The organism is Aquimarina sp. ERC-38 (assembly GCF_026222555.1).
In the GTDB taxonomy this organism is placed as follows: Bacteria; Bacteroidota; Bacteroidia; order Flavobacteriales; family Flavobacteriaceae; genus Aquimarina.
On record NZ_CP098511.1, the window covers coordinates 2,733,697 to 2,751,110 of the forward strand.

At 36.4% G+C, this 17,414-nt stretch carries 12 protein-coding genes and 1 other RNA gene; 9 read left to right on the forward strand and 4 right to left on the reverse strand.

The window, feature by feature from the left end; translation table 11 throughout:
* Window positions 1-62: 62 nt before the first annotated feature.
* A complete protein-coding gene (locus NBT05_RS11285; RefSeq protein ID WP_265769964.1) occupies window positions 63-1,211 on the forward strand; it encodes a cysteine desulfurase family protein in 1,149 nt (382 codons plus the stop codon).
* Window positions 1,212-1,332: 121 nt separating this feature from the next.
* On the opposite strand, the gene NBT05_RS11290 is transcribed toward NBT05_RS11285, so the two are convergent.
* Window positions 1,333-3,885 carry a TonB-dependent receptor gene (locus tag NBT05_RS11290; protein WP_416346162.1) on the reverse strand — a complete coding sequence of 851 codons (2,553 nt, stop codon included), beginning with the start codon at window positions 3,883-3,885 and terminating at the stop codon, window positions 1,333-1,335.
* Between the two features lie 10 nt (window positions 3,886-3,895).
* The gene (locus NBT05_RS11295; RefSeq protein ID WP_265769965.1) at window positions 3,896-5,584 is read right to left on the reverse strand and encodes a peptidoglycan DD-metalloendopeptidase family protein; all 1,689 of its coding nucleotides are present in this window, start codon (window positions 5,582-5,584) and stop codon (window positions 3,896-3,898) included.
* Window positions 5,585-5,773: 189 nt separating this feature from the next.
* On the opposite strand from NBT05_RS11295, the gene NBT05_RS11300 reads away from it, so the two are divergent.
* The 4 genes from NBT05_RS11300 to rny all read left to right on the forward strand — a co-directional run bounded on the left by NBT05_RS11300 (window position 5,774) and on the right by rny (window position 8,149).
* Window positions 5,774-6,055: a hypothetical protein gene (locus NBT05_RS11300; protein ID WP_265769966.1), complete on the forward strand. Its 282-nt coding sequence runs from the start codon at window positions 5,774-5,776 to the stop codon at window positions 6,053-6,055.
* Between the two features lie 6 nt (window positions 6,056-6,061).
* A complete protein-coding gene (locus NBT05_RS11305; RefSeq protein WP_265769967.1) occupies window positions 6,062-6,352 on the forward strand; it encodes a cell division protein ZapA in 291 nt (96 codons plus the stop codon).
* 54 nt (window positions 6,353-6,406) lie between these two features.
* Window positions 6,407-6,533: non-coding RNA, 6S RNA (gene ssrS, locus NBT05_RS11310), on the forward strand.
* A gap of 50 nt (window positions 6,534-6,583) precedes the next feature.
* Window positions 6,584-8,149 carry a ribonuclease Y gene (gene rny / locus NBT05_RS11315; RefSeq protein WP_265769968.1) on the forward strand — a complete coding sequence of 522 codons (1,566 nt, stop codon included), beginning with the start codon at window positions 6,584-6,586 and terminating at the stop codon, window positions 8,147-8,149.
* An 83-nt stretch (window positions 8,150-8,232) separates the two neighbouring features.
* On the opposite strand, the gene NBT05_RS11320 is transcribed toward rny, so the two are convergent.
* Window positions 8,233-10,788 (reverse strand): ATP-dependent Clp protease ATP-binding subunit, encoded by a 2,556-nt coding sequence (locus tag NBT05_RS11320; RefSeq protein ID WP_265769969.1) that lies wholly within the window; start codon window positions 10,786-10,788, stop codon window positions 8,233-8,235.
* A gap of 397 nt (window positions 10,789-11,185) precedes the next feature.
* Between NBT05_RS11320 and gyrA the strand changes: the two genes are divergently transcribed.
* Window positions 11,186-13,756 carry a DNA gyrase subunit A gene (gene gyrA, locus NBT05_RS11325; protein ID WP_265769970.1) on the forward strand — a complete coding sequence of 857 codons (2,571 nt, stop codon included), beginning with the start codon at window positions 11,186-11,188 and terminating at the stop codon, window positions 13,754-13,756.
* Window positions 13,757-13,798: 42 nt separating this feature from the next.
* A complete protein-coding gene (locus NBT05_RS11330; RefSeq protein WP_265769971.1) occupies window positions 13,799-15,061 on the forward strand; it encodes a tetratricopeptide repeat protein in 1,263 nt (420 codons plus the stop codon).
* Between the two features lie 97 nt (window positions 15,062-15,158).
* Here the strand turns inward: NBT05_RS11330 and NBT05_RS11335 are convergent, their stop codons facing one another.
* Window positions 15,159-15,569: a glyoxalase gene (locus NBT05_RS11335; RefSeq protein ID WP_265769972.1), complete on the reverse strand. Its 411-nt coding sequence runs from the start codon at window positions 15,567-15,569 to the stop codon at window positions 15,159-15,161.
* A gap of 399 nt (window positions 15,570-15,968) precedes the next feature.
* Here NBT05_RS11335 and NBT05_RS11340 point away from each other — a divergent pair, with 399 nt between their 5' ends.
* Both NBT05_RS11340 and NBT05_RS11345 read left to right on the forward strand, forming a co-directional pair.
* The gene (locus NBT05_RS11340; RefSeq protein ID WP_265769973.1) at window positions 15,969-16,862 is read left to right on the forward strand and encodes a DUF72 domain-containing protein; all 894 of its coding nucleotides are present in this window, start codon (window positions 15,969-15,971) and stop codon (window positions 16,860-16,862) included.
* Between the two features lie 186 nt (window positions 16,863-17,048).
* Entirely contained in the window at window positions 17,049-17,405 is a 357-nt protein-coding gene (locus tag NBT05_RS11345; protein ID WP_265769974.1) for a hypothetical protein, read from the forward strand.
* Window positions 17,406-17,414 lie beyond the last annotated feature (9 nt).

Below are 17,414 nucleotides of genomic sequence, written 5' to 3' on the forward strand. Positions count from 1 at the left end.
CCTGACAAGCTATTTCAATAAAGTTTTTTAAAGTAGTTTTGTATCTCTAAAGTAATTCGCATATGCAGGTTTATTTTGATAATGCAGCTACTACTTCTATATTCCCCGAAGTAATACAACGTATGACGGAGGTAATGCAGCAACCATATGGAAATCCGTCATCCACACATGCTTTTGGACGATCTGCTAAAAGCGAACTTGAAACTTCAAGAAAAGAAATAGCAAAAATCATAGGAGCTCAGGCCTCCGAAATTGTATTTACTTCAGGAGGTACTGAGGCAGATAACCTGATTTTAAACAGTGCGGTTCGAGACTTGAAGGTACGTCATATTATCACTACAAAAATCGAACATCATGCGGTCTTACATACGGTAAATTCTTTACAACTTTATGATCCTTTAAAAGTTAGCTATATACCAGTGCTATCAGATGGAAGTATTGATTATCGAAAATTAACTGAATTTTTACAACAATCGCAACAATCTAAAGAAAAAACCCTGGTTAGCTTAATGCATATCAATAATGAAATCGGGACTATACTTGATTTACAAAAAACCGGAGCATTATGTCAAGAATACGGTGCTTTGTTTCATAGTGATATGGTGCAATCCTTTGGGCATTATCCCATAGTCATGGAAGAACTTCCGATTGATTTTGCGGTTGCCAGTGCACATAAGTTTCACGGCCCTAAGGGTATCGGTTTTGCTTATATTAAAAAAGGTTCTGGTATTAAATCCCTTATTTACGGCGGATCGCAAGAAAAAGGAAATAGGGCAGGTACCGAAAGTTTGCATAACATCGTAGGAATGGCAACCGCTCTTAAAATTGCTACTTCTCAACTTGAAGAAGACAGAAGGTATATAGAAGAAATAAAGAAATATTTTACGGATCAGCTTAAAAATGTATTTCCGCAGGTTCGCTTTAATGCAAAGAGTGATACCAATAATCAAAATACGTACACCCTGGTAAATGTTTTACTACCAGTATCGGTTCAAAAAGCAGCGATGTTATTATTTCAACTGGACATTGCCGGAATTGCTTGTTCAAAAGGAAGTGCTTGTCAAAGTGGAAGTACCAGCCATTCTCACGTTTTACAGGAGATTTTATCAGAAGAAGACTTGCAAAAACCATCTTTACGTTTTTCTTTTTCTAGATATAATGCAAAAGATGAAGTAGATTATTTTATAGATACGTTAAAGAAATTGGTGTAGTTTTAGCCAATCAGTCTTGAAATAATGAATTCTTCATATAGAACCTCACTTCATTAAAGATCAAAAGTGTGTTGACCAGATAGTAATCTCCTTCGGAAGCTAAAAGGTTTTTTCTAGAAATCTAAAATTTCATTGCTAATTTTACGTTTAGTACTCTGGGGGATAAAAAGTTAGGTACAGCAAATTGCAATCCCGAAGATGCATCTCTGACAAAGGTGTTTGTAATAGCGTTTTGGCGGTTAAAAATATTAAAAACCTCTAGTCCTAAGCTTAAGGATTTAAAAGAAGAAAACAATCCGCTTTCCACTTTCTTTTTCTCTTCATCGATAAAGATATAAGAAATCCCTAAATCCGCCCGGTGATAATCCCTAAGGCGTTGATCTCTAAAATTTTCTCCTTCTGAATTTTCGGTATAAGGATCTGCATAATTAGGCGTACCACCCGGAACCCCGGTTTGGAAGAGTAAATTTAGGTAGGCTTTTAAATTAGGAATAGTAGGAACATAATCCTGAAATAATAAACCTACTTTAAAGCGTTGATCGGTTGGTCGTGAAATAAACCCACGGTCTTCAATATTTTCTTCTGTCTTTAAATATCCCACGCTTAACCAACTTTCGGCACCGGGAACAAAATCTCCGGTTAAGCGGACATCAACTCCGTAAGCATAAGCTTTGGCATTATTTGCCGCTTCGTAACGGATTCGTACATTTTCAATAGTGTATGGATTTACATCAGTTAAATATTTATAATAAATTTCTGAAGTTAAGGTAAACGGCCTTTTCTTTAGTAAAAAACTATAATCGTTACCCAGAACGATATGAACGGATTGTTGTGCTTTTACATCTGGTTGTACGGTTCCCGTAGAATCCCGTAACTCTCGATAAAAAGGAGGCTGATGATACCAACCTCCGGAAAGCCTAAAGATCATATCGGTTTTTTCCCAATCGGGTTTTAGGGCAACCTGCATTCTTGGACTTATTTTTACTGAAGCACTAGAGCTTATATTTTTACCGTGAACATTCCAATAATGACCACGAACTCCGAAATTAGCCCAAAGTTCATGTTCTTTCCATTGCGTTCGAATACTGTATTGTCCGAAACCAGATACACGGTCAATTTTAACTTCATTTAATGCCCGTACCGAATTAAAAGGTACGATCGGACTTACATTAGGATTGTAAGGTTGATCATTTACAAATTCGGAAAATGGCGGACGTATGGAAAAACCCAGGGAGTCGATAATCTCATATTCCTGTAAACGATCCAAAATATCTTCTTTAGTATACTTAATACCCCAATCAACCTGATGTTCGTCTTTATTATAAGTACCTTTATGCTCTGCATTGATAATAATGGCATCCAGGTCATTTCGGGCATGGATAAATTGAGACCCGGCCCCTCTAAAAAATTCCACTTCTCCCACATTTTCACTGCCAATATCATTATTTACATCTCCCAGCGCATAATTTGCTAAAATGTCGTAATATTCTTGCTCCTGAGTTTGGTAGGCAGAACCGATAAATCGAAGCGTTGTATGTTCAGTAGGTTTATAGGTGCCTTTTAATGCTCCAAAATAAGTATCATATCGATCAATCTCTTCTCCCTCGTAGATCACCCTCAATTGTTGATTACTTTGTAAGTTACCGAAGTTGATAAAACTTTGTATAGGTTGAAAATTATAACGGTTGATCGCTAAATTTCCTAAAAAACCTAATTCAAATTTATTAGAAAAGTTATAAGAAATATACGTTTGAATATCTCCAAAGGTTGGTCGGAAATTAACATCAGTTGGTCGGGATTTTACAATAATACTATTATCCCGAAAACGAACTCCCAGGATTGCTGCTAGCTTTTTATCTTTTGAGATTCCTTCGGCGGAAACAAAAACATTTCCCAGGCCGGTAATAATCCCGTCTCGATTTGAATTACCACTACTAGGCCTTGTACCTACCAGCATTCCAATATTTGCCGTAGCACCAAATCCCGTGGGACGTCTGTAAGTAATATCTAAAACCGAAGATAATTTATCACCGTACTTTGCTTGAAAACCCCCAGCTGAAAAGTCGACACTTCTAACCAAATCGGTATTTACAAAACTAAGTCCTTCCTGTTGTCCTGATCTTATTAAGAACGGACGATATACTTCAATTTCATTTACATACACCAGGTTCTCGTCAAAATTACCTCCCCTTACCGAATATTGCGTACTTAATTCATTATTAGAACTGACTCCCGGTAAGGTCTTTAATAAACCTTCAACCCCCGGATTTGCCGATGGGGTCAACCGAATGGTTTCCGGGTCCAGGGTAGTGATACCTTCAACGGTCTTCTTTTCCCGGCCACTTATAATTACTTCACTAATCTGTTCAATATCCGTTTTTAAAACCGGATTAAGTTCGTACACCTGATTCTCTTCAAGTGCTATTTTAAAAACAACATTTTTAAAACCTAAATAACTTATAGAAACTTTTATTTCCTGATTTGCCGGTACCAGAAGTTCATAAACCCCATTATTATCTGATAAAGTACCATCTTTATTGTAGCGGATGCTGGCACCTGGAACCGGTTTTTTTTCTTCATCTAAGATGACACCTTTTAAAAGTGCTGACTGTGTATGAACTTTAAAAGTGATAAGGTACATTGCCGCTAACAGCAAGAAAATAAGTTTACGCAAAAGTTAGTATTTAAGGTTTACGATAGAATGTAGTGTTCAATACAGTACGGTTTCCTACTTTATCTAACACGATTACTTCCAGATTATTTTGTGCGGTATCTATAATAGCATCTTTAAATTTGTAAATCAACATTCCGGTTTTATAATCATATTCAGTTAAAATAAATTTACCATTGAGAGTCGCTTTATATGATTGTATTCCGGTTTCCATATCATCAATTTTGAGTTTTAACTCCGTTTCATAAGAAATCCATCGGTCTTTATCAAAATTAACCGGTGTAATTACCGGAGGTATACTATCTGTATAAATGCCATACGTTCCAAAATTACGGGTTTTGGTACTAAGTCGAGTGCCTTTTAGCGAAGTGGTTGAATAATAAACTTTTCCATTTTCTGTAAGTTCGCCAAAATATAATTTAGAACGGTCTTCGGGTTTGTAATTAGAAACATCCGCAGCTATCGTTATTTTTTTATGTAGAGGTATTACATCCTTATGTAAGTATAACGTACTGCCCTCAGTATCTATAGTGATAGTAGCATCCTCATACAATACTTTTTTTGGTATGTACACATCAAAAATCCCTTTATTAAAAGTAAAAAGGTCATTAGCATCTACGGTAATACCTTTAGCATTTGTTATATCCTTATTATTATCTTGTTGTTGGGTAGAGTAGGTAAGAGGTATTTGTATAGTTGTGGTATTTTGTTGAAAGTCTTTTAAAATGATTTCCACATTGTATGACATTTCTTTTTGAACTTCTAGAAAACCATGATTTACCGTTTTATCATAAATACTTAAGGGATTATTTTTTAAGATAAACAACCTGGCAATTCGATCATTATTAGTTTGATAGTAGCTGTAATCCGTAAGTTGGTTGATGTACCGGGTTTCAGAAAAGGAGAAACGATTCATCTCCATCGTAAATACGGATTGGCCGTTAACTATCAATTGATAACTGTATACACCGTTTTGATTTGAACTGCCATTTTGACGATCAAACGCCTGAATTCCAAAACCTATCTTTCCATTAGTTGCTACCGGAAGTGCCTGATATGTATGCATATCTGTTTGAGTAATATTTAGTTGCATCGGAGTTTGTGACAAAGCCATATCCTGACCTTTTGCCTGGTATAAAAATAAATTTTGAATAACAGGAGCAACGGTATCTTTTACTTCTAGGTCATACTTAAGGGGATTCAGCGGTCTGGAATAAGCATCCCGTATTTCAAAATGCAAATGAGGTCCGCCACTTCCACCGGTGTTTCCACTATAAGCTAAAAGTTCATCTTTTTCCAGAGTAAGAATACTATCTTTTGGGTATAATTCAATTTCAAAAAATTCTTTAGCGTATTGACGCTTTTTTACGTAAGCCTCGATTTTTGGAGCAAATTCCTTTAAATGCGCATATACGCTAGTTTGTCCATTGCCATGTTTTACATACAAAGCTTTTCCGTAGCCAAAATGGGAAATCTTAATTCTGGAGATAACCCCGGGTGCCGCAACAAATACCTCAGCTCCTTCCTGACCCTTTGTTTTGATGTCCAAACCGGAGTGAAAATGATTAGACCTTAATTCGCCAAAGGTGCCGGATAACTCTAAAGGGAATTTTACGGGTGAATTAAAGTAGTCATTCTTATTTTTAGTCTGGCTATACCCTAAGAATCCAAAAAATAAGCACAAAAAAAATAGTATTCGCATAGAAAGTAAAAGTAAAAATTTTGTAGCTAAAAATCAGGAATTGTCTTATGAAAAACTAAAGAGCTATAAATTAATGACTTGATTTCGTTTCTTGATAATTATTACCAAATTAGTTTATAAAGTATTGGGTATTCTCAATTGGTATGTTAACTTTGTGATAAGTTAATATCGCTGAAAGCAACATAAAAAATGATCGAAATTGTTGATGCTCTAGAAAGTAAGATTACTTTATTACTGGATAAATACCAACAATTAGAACAGCAACGTAATACACTGCAAGAGCGTATTATAAAACTTGAAGAAGTAAATAAGTTGCAGGTTGAGGAAGTGAAGCATTGGCAGGAAAAATGTTCTGCTATGAAAAACGCCCAGGCGATGTTAGGTAGTAATGAATACAAAAAAGAAACCAAACATAAAATTAATACGTTAATACGGGAAATAGATGCCTGTATTGCTTATCTCTCTGAATAATGATGCATGCCGGAGCAGTTAAAAATTAAAATATCAATAGCTGATAGAATTTACCCGCTTACTATTCATCCTGACCAGGAAGAAGGTTTGCGGATTGCTGCTAAAAAGATTGAAGCCATGATTAAACAGTACGAGCAGAATTATGCGGTGAGGGATAAACAGGATGTATTAGCCATGAGTGCCTTGCGATTTGCAGCACAAACGGAACAAACGGTTTTAGAAAATGATAAGGATAAAGAAAAAGTATATCATAAGCTAATGGCTTTGGATCATTTACTGGATCATCATTTGTCATAACGTTCATTCACATAGCATTAAATTACTGCCTGTACTAGTTATATTTTTTGATAAACTCAACAAGAATTTTTTTAAAAAGGGTGAGTTTAAGTTGTAAGAGCGTGCCGTCGCTATGTTTTACTACATAGAGGAGCGGATTATCGAGCAGCTTGTTAGCCCTAAACCTGTTTTTACAGAGTTTATACAAAACCCGGCTGGTACAGGCTTTTTTTATATATAACTACAAACATTATGGAAACAATCATATTTATTATTATTGCTTTAATTGCCGGTGTAGTCATCGGATTTTTTATAGCAAAATACCTGGAACGCTCCGGTTCTTCATCTCTGACCGCTAATGCTAAAAAAGAAGCGGAAACCATCCTAAAAAATGCAACTAAAGAAGGAGAAAGTATAAAAAAAGATAAAATATTACAGGCCAAAGAAAAGTTTATCGAGTTAAAGTCCGAACATGAAAAAGTAATTTTCTCAAGAGATAAAAAAATAGCAGAGGTTGAAAAAAGAACCCGAGATAAAGAATCACAAATATCCGAAGAAGTCAATAAAAACAAAAGAATTAATAAAGTCTTAGAAGAAAAACTAAAAGACTACGAAAACCGAAGTGAATACCTGGAAAAAAAGAAACTTGAACTAAAGAAGTTACATAAAAGCCAGGTGCAACAATTAGAAGTAATCAGCGGGTTATCTGCAGAAGATGCCAGGGCACAATTAATTGAATCTTTAAAAGAGCAGGCAAAAACAGATGCCATGGCGGTGATCCAAGATACGATCGAAGAAGCCAAACTTACTGCACAACAAGAAGCAAAAAAAATAGTGATCAGTACCATTCAACGTATCGGAACCGAAGAGGCCGTAGAGAATTGCGTATCCGTTTTTAATATTGAAAGTGATGATGTTAAAGGACGAATCATTGGAAGGGAAGGAAGAAATATCCGGGCTATTGAGGCTGCTACCGGGGTTGAAATTATTGTGGATGATACTCCTGAGGCAATCATACTTTCCTGTTTTGATTCGGTGCGAAGGGAAGTTGCCCGCCTTTCTTTACATAAACTAGTAACCGACGGACGTATTCACCCGGCACGAATAGAAGAAGTAGTTAAGAAAACCCGGAAACAAATCGATCAGGAAATTATTGAAACCGGTAAACGTACGGTTATTGATTTAGGAATCCACGGATTGCACCCGGAATTAATTAAAATGGTAGGAAGAATGAAATACCGTTCTTCTTACGGTCAAAACCTGTTACAACACAGTAGAGAAGTAGCTAAACTCTGTGGGGTAATGGCTTCGGAAATGGGATTGAACCCAAAATTAGCAAAACGGGCCGGATTATTACACGACATCGGTAAAGTTCCGGAAACCGAAACGGAAACACCTCATGCTATTTTGGGAATGCAATGGGCAGAAAAGCACGGTGAAAAGCCGGATGTATGTAATGCGATAGGAGCTCACCATGATGAAGTGGAAATGACTTGCCTTATTTCTCCAATCGTACAGGTGTGTGATGCTATTAGCGGTGCCAGACCTGGTGCAAGAAGACAGGTACTTGATTCTTATATTCAACGTTTAAAGGACCTGGAGCAAATTGCCTTTGGGTTTAAAGGGGTTAAAAAAGCCTATGCCATACAAGCAGGTAGAGAACTACGAGTAATTGTTGAAAGCGAAAAAGTAAATGACGAAAGAGCAGCAAGCCTCTCTTTTGAGATTTCCCAAAAAATCCAAACGGATATGACGTATCCGGGACAGGTTAAAATTACGGTTATCCGTGAAACACGAGCGGTAAATATTGCGAAGTAGTTTGATATAATCAACTTCAAACAAGATCAAAAAAAACTCCCGAATGAATTTCATTCGGGAGTTTTTTTGTTATATAAATTCTTTTAAGACTCTGCGGACTCTTCTTTTTTACTAATTTTAATAGTCAACTCTTTAGAGCTTTCATCAAAATCCATAAAAATAGCATCACCTTCCTGTAATTGCGAATTGATGATTTCTTCAGCAAGGGCATCTTCAATATATTTTTGAATAGCTCTCTTTAAAGGTCTTGCTCCATACTGCTGGTCAAATCCTTTATCTGAAATATAATCCTTGGCTTTATCGCTTAACTTAAGGTCATAGCCTAATCCATTAATTCTACCGTACAATTTATCTAACTCAATATCGATGATCTTATGGATATCTTTTCTTTCCAGAGAATTAAATACAATCACGTCGTCTACCCGGTTTAGGAACTCAGGAGCAAAAGCTTTTTTCAAAGCTCCCTCAATAACCCCTTTGGCATATTCATCAGACTGTGATTTTTTAGCTGCAGTTCCGAATCCAACTCCCTGACCGAAGTCTTTTAACTTTCGAGCTCCGATATTAGAAGTCATGATGATGATCGTATTTCTAAAATCAATTTTTCTACCAAGACTATCGGTAAGGTATCCGTCATCCAATACCTGTAACATCATGTTAAATACATCCGGATGCGCTTTTTCGATTTCATCTAATAAAATTACCGCATATGGTTTTCTACGTACCTTTTCGGTTAGCTGTCCACCTTCTTCATAACCTACGTATCCCGGAGGTGCTCCAATGAGTCGGGAAACAGCAAATTTCTCCATGTACTCACTCATATCAATACGAACCAAAGCACTTTCGCTATCAAACAGCTCTCTAGCCAGAACTTTGGCTAACTGCGTTTTTCCGACTCCGGTTTGTCCTAAGAAGATAAAAGAACCAATAGGTTTATTTGGATCCTTCAGTCCAGCACGGTTACGCTGTATCGCTTTCACCACCTTAGTAACGGCTACATCCTGTCCGATTACCTTTCCTTTAATAAGTTCAGGCAATTCAACTAGTTTATTACTTTCGGTTTGAGCAATTCTATTTACAGGAATTCCTGTCATCATAGAAACTACATCGGCTACACTTTCTTCATCTACCGTTTCTTTATGTAGTTTAGAATCTTTCTCCCACTGTTCCTGAGCTTTTCCTAGTTCTTTTTCAAGATTTTTTTCGTCATCCCTCAGTTTAGCTGCTTCTTCATATTTCTGCTTTTTGACAACATTATTTTTATGTTCCCGTACTTCTTCCAGCTTCTTTTCTATGTCAAGGATACGCTTCGGTACATCAATATTAGTAATATGCACCCGTGACCCGGCTTCATCCAGAGCATCAATGGCTTTGTCCGGTAAAAACCGATCGGTCATATAACGGTTTGTCAACTTTACACAGGCTGCAATAGCTTCCTCAGTATAGGTAACATTATGATGTTCTTCGTATTTTTCTTTAATATTATTTAAAATCTCTATCGTTTCCTCAATATTGGTAGGCTCAACGATTACCTTTTGGAAACGTCTTTCTAAGGCTCCGTCTTTTTCGATATACTGTCGGTATTCATCTAGTGTAGTGGCACCAATACATTGAATTTCGCCCCTGGCTAACGCAGGTTTAAACATATTAGAAGCATCTAAGCTTCCGGTAGCTCCACCGGCTCCGACGATCGTATGGATTTCATCAATAAAAAGAATAATATCTTCATTCTTTTCTAATTCATTCATTACCGCTTTCATCCGCTCTTCGAATTGTCCGCGGTATTTAGTACCTGCTACTAAACTTGCCAGGTCTAAAGTAACTACCCGCTTATCAAAAAGAATTCGGGAAACTTTTCTTTGTACAATACGTAAAGCAAGACCTTCTGCAATAGCAGATTTTCCTACTCCCGGTTCTCCGATCAACAACGGATTGTTCTTTTTACGACGGCTTAAAATTTGTGAGACTCTTTCAATCTCCTTAGTCCGGCCTACTACCGGATCCAATTTACCTTCTTCGGCCATGGCAGTTAAATCCCTTCCGAAATTATCTAAAACCGGAGTTTTGGATTTTTTATTCGATTTATTTCCTCCGGAAGGAGAATTAAAGGGATTGTCCTTAGCACTTTCATTAGACAAATCATCATCTTCAGAAAAGGACTCGGCTTTTGTATCTTCTATATAGTCATCTTCGTTTGCAATCATATATTTAAATTGATCTTTTACGTTATCATAATCCACTTTCAACCGGTTTAATAACTTGGTTGTAGGATCATTTTCATTCCTTAAAATGCACAGTAATAAATGTGCGGTACTGATGGAAGAGCTTTGAAATAATTTTGCTTCCAGAAACGTGGTTTTTAAGGCTCTCTCTGCCTGCCGGGTAAGGTGTAAGTTTTTCTTTTCGTTAGAAATTACCGCAACCCCCGGGTTAGCAGGACTTAAAATTTCCACTTTTCGACGAAGGTTGGTTAAATCTACCTCCAGTGCATCCAATATATTAATAGCTTTGCCACTCCCATCCCGAAGCAAGCCTAGCATTAAGTGTTCAGTACCAATAAAATCATGACCCAGGCGTAAGGCTTCCTCTTTACTGTAAGCGATCACATCTTTAACTCTGGGCGAAAAATTATCATCCATAAATTCTTTCTTCTTACTTTTCTAATCCTTCTCTCTTTTACTAAAATAGTAATTTTTACTATCAAATCTCAAAAACTATTCCTTTAATTCTGATAATAATACATATGACAGTTTTACAGGAGAAAAGTATAAGTATTCCTAATTATTTGGTTAAAGATACTATTTGATCTACAAACCCATTAAGAGAATAGCTTAAATAAATAACGCAGATGCGGTTATGGCTGCTCGTCATTATTTTTGTCAAGTTTATGTACAGACCTAAAATAAGCTTGAAATTGTTATTATTGATCCTTTTTTGTTAATAAATTGGTGATATTAAAATTAGGTGTCTTTTATGGAACCGTAGGATTTGCGTAAATTAGCATGTTAGTAATAAATTAAAAGAATTTCCATATTTATGGCAGAAGGAGAAAGGTTAGTTCCTATTAATATTGAGGATGAAATGAAATCTGCGTACATTGATTATTCAATGTCCGTTATTGTATCCAGAGCTTTACCCGATGTTCGAGATGGTTTAAAACCCGTTCACCGAAGGGTATTATACGGTATGTACGAATTAGGGGTACGGGCAAACAGCGCCCATAAAAAGTCCGCAAGAATCGTAGGAGAAGTTTTAGGTAAATACCACCCTCATGGAGATACCTCGGTATATGATACGATGGTGCGAATGGCACAAGAGTGGAGTTTGCGATATATGTTAGTTGACGGGCAAGGTAACTTCGGGTCCGTGGATGGAGATAGTCCTGCGGCCATGCGTTATACGGAAGCCAGAATGCAACGGATATCCGAAGATATGCTGGCGGATATTGATAAAGATACGGTAGATCATACCTTAAATTTTGATGATACCCTCGAGGAGCCTACGGTACTACCTACCCGGGTACCGGGGCTTTTAATTAACGGAGCTTCCGGGATCGCAGTAGGTATGGCTACTAATATGCCGCCACACAACTTAAGTGAAGTGGTAGACGGTACGGTTGCTTATATTGAGAACAATGAGATTGAGGTGGATGAATTGATGCAATACGTGAAGGCACCGGATTTTCCTACCGGAGGAACTATATATGGTTATGACGGAGTTCGGGAAGCTTTTAAAACCGGGAGGGGACGTATTGTTATCCGTGGGAAAGCAACCATGGAAGAGGTAAACGGTAGAGAATGTATTATCGTTACTGAAATCCCATATCAGGTGAATAAGGCCGATATGATTAAAAAGACGGCAGACCTAGTTAATGATAAAAAAATAGACGGAATCTCAACCATACGGGATGAATCTGACCGAAAGGGAATGCGAATTGTTTATATTTTAAAACGAGATGCTATCCCAAATATCGTTCTTAATTTATTGTACAAATACACGGCATTGCAATCTTCTTTTAGTGTAAACAATATTGCCCTAGTTAAAGGAAGGCCTAGAATGTTGAATGTTAAAGACATGATTCATTATTTTGTAGAACACCGTCACGAAGTGGTAGTGCGTAGAACAAAATATGAGTTAAGAAAAGCTGAGGAACGCGCACATATCCTGGAAGGTCTAATCATAGCTTCAGATCATATTGATGAAGTAATTGCATTGATACGTAGTTCTGCAAATGCAGATGAAGCCCGACAAAAACTGGTCGACCGTTTTAAACTTACGGAAATCCAGGCCAAAGCAATTGTCGAAATGCGATTGAGACAGCTTACCGGACTGGAGCAGGATAAATTACGAGCCGAGTACGAAGACTTAATGAAAACGATCGAAGATTTAAAGGATATCCTGGACAAGAAAGATCGTAGAATGGAAATCATTAAGAACGAACTTCTTGAGGTTAAAAAGAAGTACGGGGATGAGCGCAGGTCTCAAATTGAATATGCCGGAGGGGATTTAAGTATTGAAGATATGATCCCTGATGACAAGGTGGTAATTACCATTTCGCACGCAGGGTATATCAAAAGAACTTCCCTCACCGAATACAAGAAACAAAACCGGGGAGGAGTTGGTCAAAAAGGGAGTACTACCCGAAACGAAGATTTCCTGGAACATCTATTTGTAGGAACTAACCACCAGTACATGTTGTTTTTTACCCAAAAAGGAAAATGCTTCTGGATGCGGGTGTATGAAATTCCGGAAGGTAGTAAAACTTCCAAAGGGAGGGCTATTCAAAACCTGATTAATATAGAGACTGATGATAAGGTAAAAGCTTTTATCTGTACTCAGGATTTAAAGGATGAGGAATACATCAACAGCCATTATGTGATTATGGCAACTAAAAAGGGGCAGGTTAAAAAAACATCCCTGGAACAATATTCCCGTCCGCGAACAAATGGTATTAACGCCATTACCATTAAAGATGAAGATGAATTACTAGAAGCTAAACTTACCAATGGGAAAAGCCAGGTGATGTTAGCGGTTAAGTCCGGTAAAGCCATTCGTTTTGAAGAAGAAAAAACAAGGCCTATGGGGCGTGGTGCTTCCGGAGTGCGGGGGATTAGCCTTGCTAACGATGCCGACGAGGTAATCGGAATGATTGCCGTGAATGATATGGAAAGTAACATCCTGGTAGTTTCGGAAAATGGTTACGGTAAACGATCCAAACTGGAAGATTACCGAATTACCAATCGTGGTGGGAAGGGAGTTAAAACCATTTCAGTTACAGATAAGACAGGAAGCTTAGTAGCTATTAAGAACGTAACGGATGCTAATGACCTGATGATCATTAATAAGTCCGGAATTGCGATTCGCTTATCCGTAGAAGATTTACGGGTTATGGGAAGGGCTACTCAAGGCGTTAAATTGATTAATTTAAAAGGGAGTGATGCTATTGCAGCGGTTGCTAAAGTGATGCACGATGAAGATGATGTGGAAACCCTGGAAGAAGAAGAATCACCCAATGACTTAAACAAGAATATCAATACCGCAAATACCACAAATGATGACCTTCAGGATGTTGACGGCACGACTCTTGATGAAGATTCAGAAGAATAACTATTTATTAATACACTATACCCTAAAAATTAGAAAATGAAAATGAATTGGATAACGGCACTTGTGATATGTACCAGTGCCTTAGGATTTTCACAGAAACAAGAATTAAAATCTGCTGCAAAAGCCTTAAAAAGCGGAGATACGGCTGCTGCTAGTCAAGCGCTGGCCACAGTAGAAGGTCAAATTGAGAATGCTGATGATAAATTAAAAGCTCAATATTATTTTTTACAAGGGCAGTCAACTGCTGCGGATACTTCATTACCGGCACAGGAGAAGGCGGCTATGGCTTATGTAAAAGTGATGGAAGTAGAAAAAAAATCCGGTAATAAAAAGTTTTCCGCAGATGCCTCAAAAAAATTGCAACTACTAAGAGAAAACCTGGTAAAAGAAGCTATCAAGGATCAGAAGAAAGAAGCATATTCGGATGCTGCTGAAAAGTTATATTTGGGGTATAAAACAAATAAGAGAGATACTTCTTATTTATATTTTGCAGCTTCAAATGCTATCAATGCTAAGGATTATGATAAAGCATTAGAGTATTATAATGAATTAGTAGCTTTGGATTTTAACGGTGTAGAAACGGAATATCTGGCTACAAAGAAAGAAGACGGTAAGCCAGAATCTTTTCCTTCAAAAGAATTACGGGATTTTTCGGTGAAAACCGGAAGTCATATCAAGCCAGAAGATAAAGTTTCAGAATCTAAAAAATCCGAAATTACTAAGAACATTGCATTGATTTATATTAGCCAGGGAAAAGATGAAGAGGCTTTAAAAGCAATGGAAGCAGCTAAGAAAGCAAATCCTACGGATCCCTCTTTACTACAAGCTGAAGCGGATATGTATTACAAATTAGGTAATATAGAAAAGTATAAAGAATTGATGGAGCAAATTGTTGCTAATGACCCTAATAATCCTGACCTTTTCTATAACCTGGGGGTGAGTGCTTCTAAGTTAGGTGACAATGAGAAAGCTAAAGAGTATTATTTAAAGACTTTAGAATTAAAACCTAATTATAGTTCTGCGCAATTGAATTTGGCTTCCCTGATTTTAAATGGTGAGAAAGAATTAGTAGAGCAGATGAATGCTTTAGGAACTACAAGTGCAGATTATAAAAAGTACGATGCTTTAAAGGCGAAACGTATGGATATTTATAGAGAGGCAGTACCTTACCTGGAAGGATCTTTAGAAAGTAATCCGGATAATATTGAAGTAGTACGAACCTTAATGAATATTTTCTATCAATTAGATGATTCAAAAGCAGATAGTATGAAAAATAAATTAAAAGCTTTAGAAGGAGGTAACTAATAAAGCTTATTAGAAAAATAAAAGAAGCCGTTTCATTCATTTTGAAACGGCTTTTTACTTGAGTTCAATTGGTATTTCTACTTGCGCTATATTTTTGCTAAATGGCAATACGGGGTTTATCAAAAACCTGAACATTGTCCCATAGCCTTTCTTTTACAATATTCATCATTCGCTTGTTAAGTGCCGATGAATTTTTGATATATTCCTGGTACTCCTTAACGGTAAATAATCCTATAATCATACCTTTTATACTGTTTCTAAACTTCATATCTTTTTGCACAGCATACTCCATATAGGTTAATTTCTTTTCTAAGGTAAGATTGTAAAATACATTTTTCCTTTTTACAATATAGTTTTGAAATACTGCAATTAGCAGATCGTTTTGTAATTTAATAATTGGTCTGAGGGTTATATTCTGAAATTTTTCTTCTTCACTCATTCCCGGTAAAACCCGGGCTTTACTGATTTCCGGACGAAGGGTTTTGATGTGTTGCTCTCTATTATCCATAATGCAAAGTTTGTTAAAAGTACCTTTTTATTTCTATGGTGCTTACTAATACGCAATTAATTATGAACTCTTTTGTAAACATTTGGATTATATAGCACAGTTAAAATGGAAAATTATTGATTTTCGGCAAAAATTTTAAACCCGCCTGCAGACGAGTCGGTCGCTATCGCTTCCGGAATCAAGAATTAAGATTAATTACTTTTAAAAAAGTAGAAAAGCAACCTCCAATTACTTTAAAGTTTGGGATTTCCTTATTTCCCTATACTTTGTAATCTTTTATTTATGTTAACCGGATACTAATAAATCATTTAGCTATACTTAAGAGGGAGTTCAGCTTTTTCAATTTTCTTTCTCTTATAAAAAGTAGATTTTATTTATATTAACTACAAATTTGCAAGTATGGAATGGGGAAAACTGGACGATCCAAGAGATGTTGATTTTACATTGCCTTCTGACCCCATTGATTATAGTAATAAGTGGGGTGGAAGTGAAGCGGATGATTTTTTAATATACGTGGGGTATGCTAATTTGAGTAAGGTTGAATTAAAAGGTTTTTATCCTAAAGGAACCAAAGAGTTACTCCCTTATTATTCAAGTCAGTTAAATGCCATAGAATTTAACGCTACCTTCTACAAGGATTTTCCTAAGGAACAGTTGGAAAAATGGAGGTGTCAAACCATGGGTGATTTCAAATTTTTCCCGAAAGTCCCTCGAACTATCTCACATGATAAAAAATTACATCCGGATGCTTCACCATTGGTTCGTTCTTATGTTCATTCCATACAACACTTCGGATCAAAATTAGGGATTCCTTTTTTACAAATGTCGAAAACCTTTACACCTCATAATGGATTCTACTTAAAACAATTTATTGAAAACTGGCCTACCGATGTTCCGTTAGCTATAGAATTAAGACATAAGGATTGGTACAGAAATCCCGGGGTTAGTAACCGCCTTTACGATTTGTTAGAAGCGCATAAGGTTACGCATATTATAACTGATACTCCAGGAAAAAGGGAGTTATTGCATATGCGACTTACCAGTAAAACTGCCTTTATAAGATTTGTAGCTTCTGAATTGTCTGCGGATTATCAAAGAATGGATGATTGGATAGAAAGAATATTTACATGGAAAAAATTGGGTTTAGCACAAGTCTGTTTTTTTATCCATCAGGATGTTCAAAAAACAAAGCCTTTTTTGGCACATTATCTAATTCCTAAAATAAATGAAGTCTTTAAAACCTCATTAAAGCTTCCTACGCATGACTATCATCAACCTAATTTGTTTACATAGTAGGGTTATGCCCTATTTGTTTAATACTATTTACATACCTAAAATTCTATATGATTTCTTAATTACTTCTAAATTTTAACACACTTCTCATGTTAAAATTCAAGGACATTGTGTTATTTGTCTTATTTTTTTGTAATTTGTCGATGAATGTGAAATAAATATTTTAATAATAGCTAAACACTTCAAATGAAAGCCCTAATTTTTTACCCTTTTTTAAGTTTCAGTTTATTTTTGTCTGGTTGGTGTTCTGCACAGACTAGTATTAAAGAACAGCCTATAGAATTAAAACCTATTTTAGAAATTTCGATACTATCTACAGAAACTGAGCATGAGCATTCTCACTGTGAGCATGCTTTATTTAAAGACTTTAAGAGTAGCCATGAAATTACCGGAATTATGTCCCTTGACGAAATAATTTCTTCTGACGATGTGTCTGATTTCAGATGTACCGGTGGCTTCTGTATGAATGAGGGTCATAGTCATAAAAAGGGGTTGTCATTTCAAAAGCAACTTTTTAATTATTTTATGAAGGTCTCCATATAGGAAAGTATC

Bases quoted from the DNA above. Each gene is read 5' to 3' on its own strand.
- NBT05_RS11305 (WP_265769967.1), top strand. From the start codon at position 6,062: ATGCCGGAGCAGTTAAAAATTAAAATATCAATAGCTGATAGAATTTAC.
- NBT05_RS11330 (WP_265769971.1), top strand. From the start codon at position 13,799: ATGAATTGGATAACGGCACTTGTGATATGTACCAGTGCCTTAGGATTT.
- gyrA (WP_265769970.1), top strand. From the start codon at position 11,186: ATGGCAGAAGGAGAAAGGTTAGTTCCTATTAATATTGAGGATGAAATG.
- rny (WP_265769968.1), top strand. From the start codon at position 6,584: ATGGAAACAATCATATTTATTATTATTGCTTTAATTGCCGGTGTAGTC.
- NBT05_RS11340 (WP_265769973.1), top strand. From the start codon at position 15,969: ATGGAATGGGGAAAACTGGACGATCCAAGAGATGTTGATTTTACATTG.
- NBT05_RS11335 (WP_265769972.1), bottom strand. From the start codon at position 15,569: ATGGATAATAGAGAGCAACACATCAAAACCCTTCGTCCGGAAATCAGT.
- NBT05_RS11320 (WP_265769969.1), bottom strand. From the start codon at position 10,788: ATGGATGATAATTTTTCGCCCAGAGTTAAAGATGTGATCGCTTACAGT.
- NBT05_RS11345 (WP_265769974.1), top strand. From the start codon at position 17,049: ATGAAAGCCCTAATTTTTTACCCTTTTTTAAGTTTCAGTTTATTTTTG.
- NBT05_RS11300 (WP_265769966.1), top strand. From the start codon at position 5,774: ATGATCGAAATTGTTGATGCTCTAGAAAGTAAGATTACTTTATTACTG.
- NBT05_RS11285 (WP_265769964.1), top strand. From the start codon at position 63: ATGCAGGTTTATTTTGATAATGCAGCTACTACTTCTATATTCCCCGAA.
- NBT05_RS11295 (WP_265769965.1), bottom strand. From the start codon at position 5,584: ATGCGAATACTATTTTTTTTGTGCTTATTTTTTGGATTCTTAGGGTAT.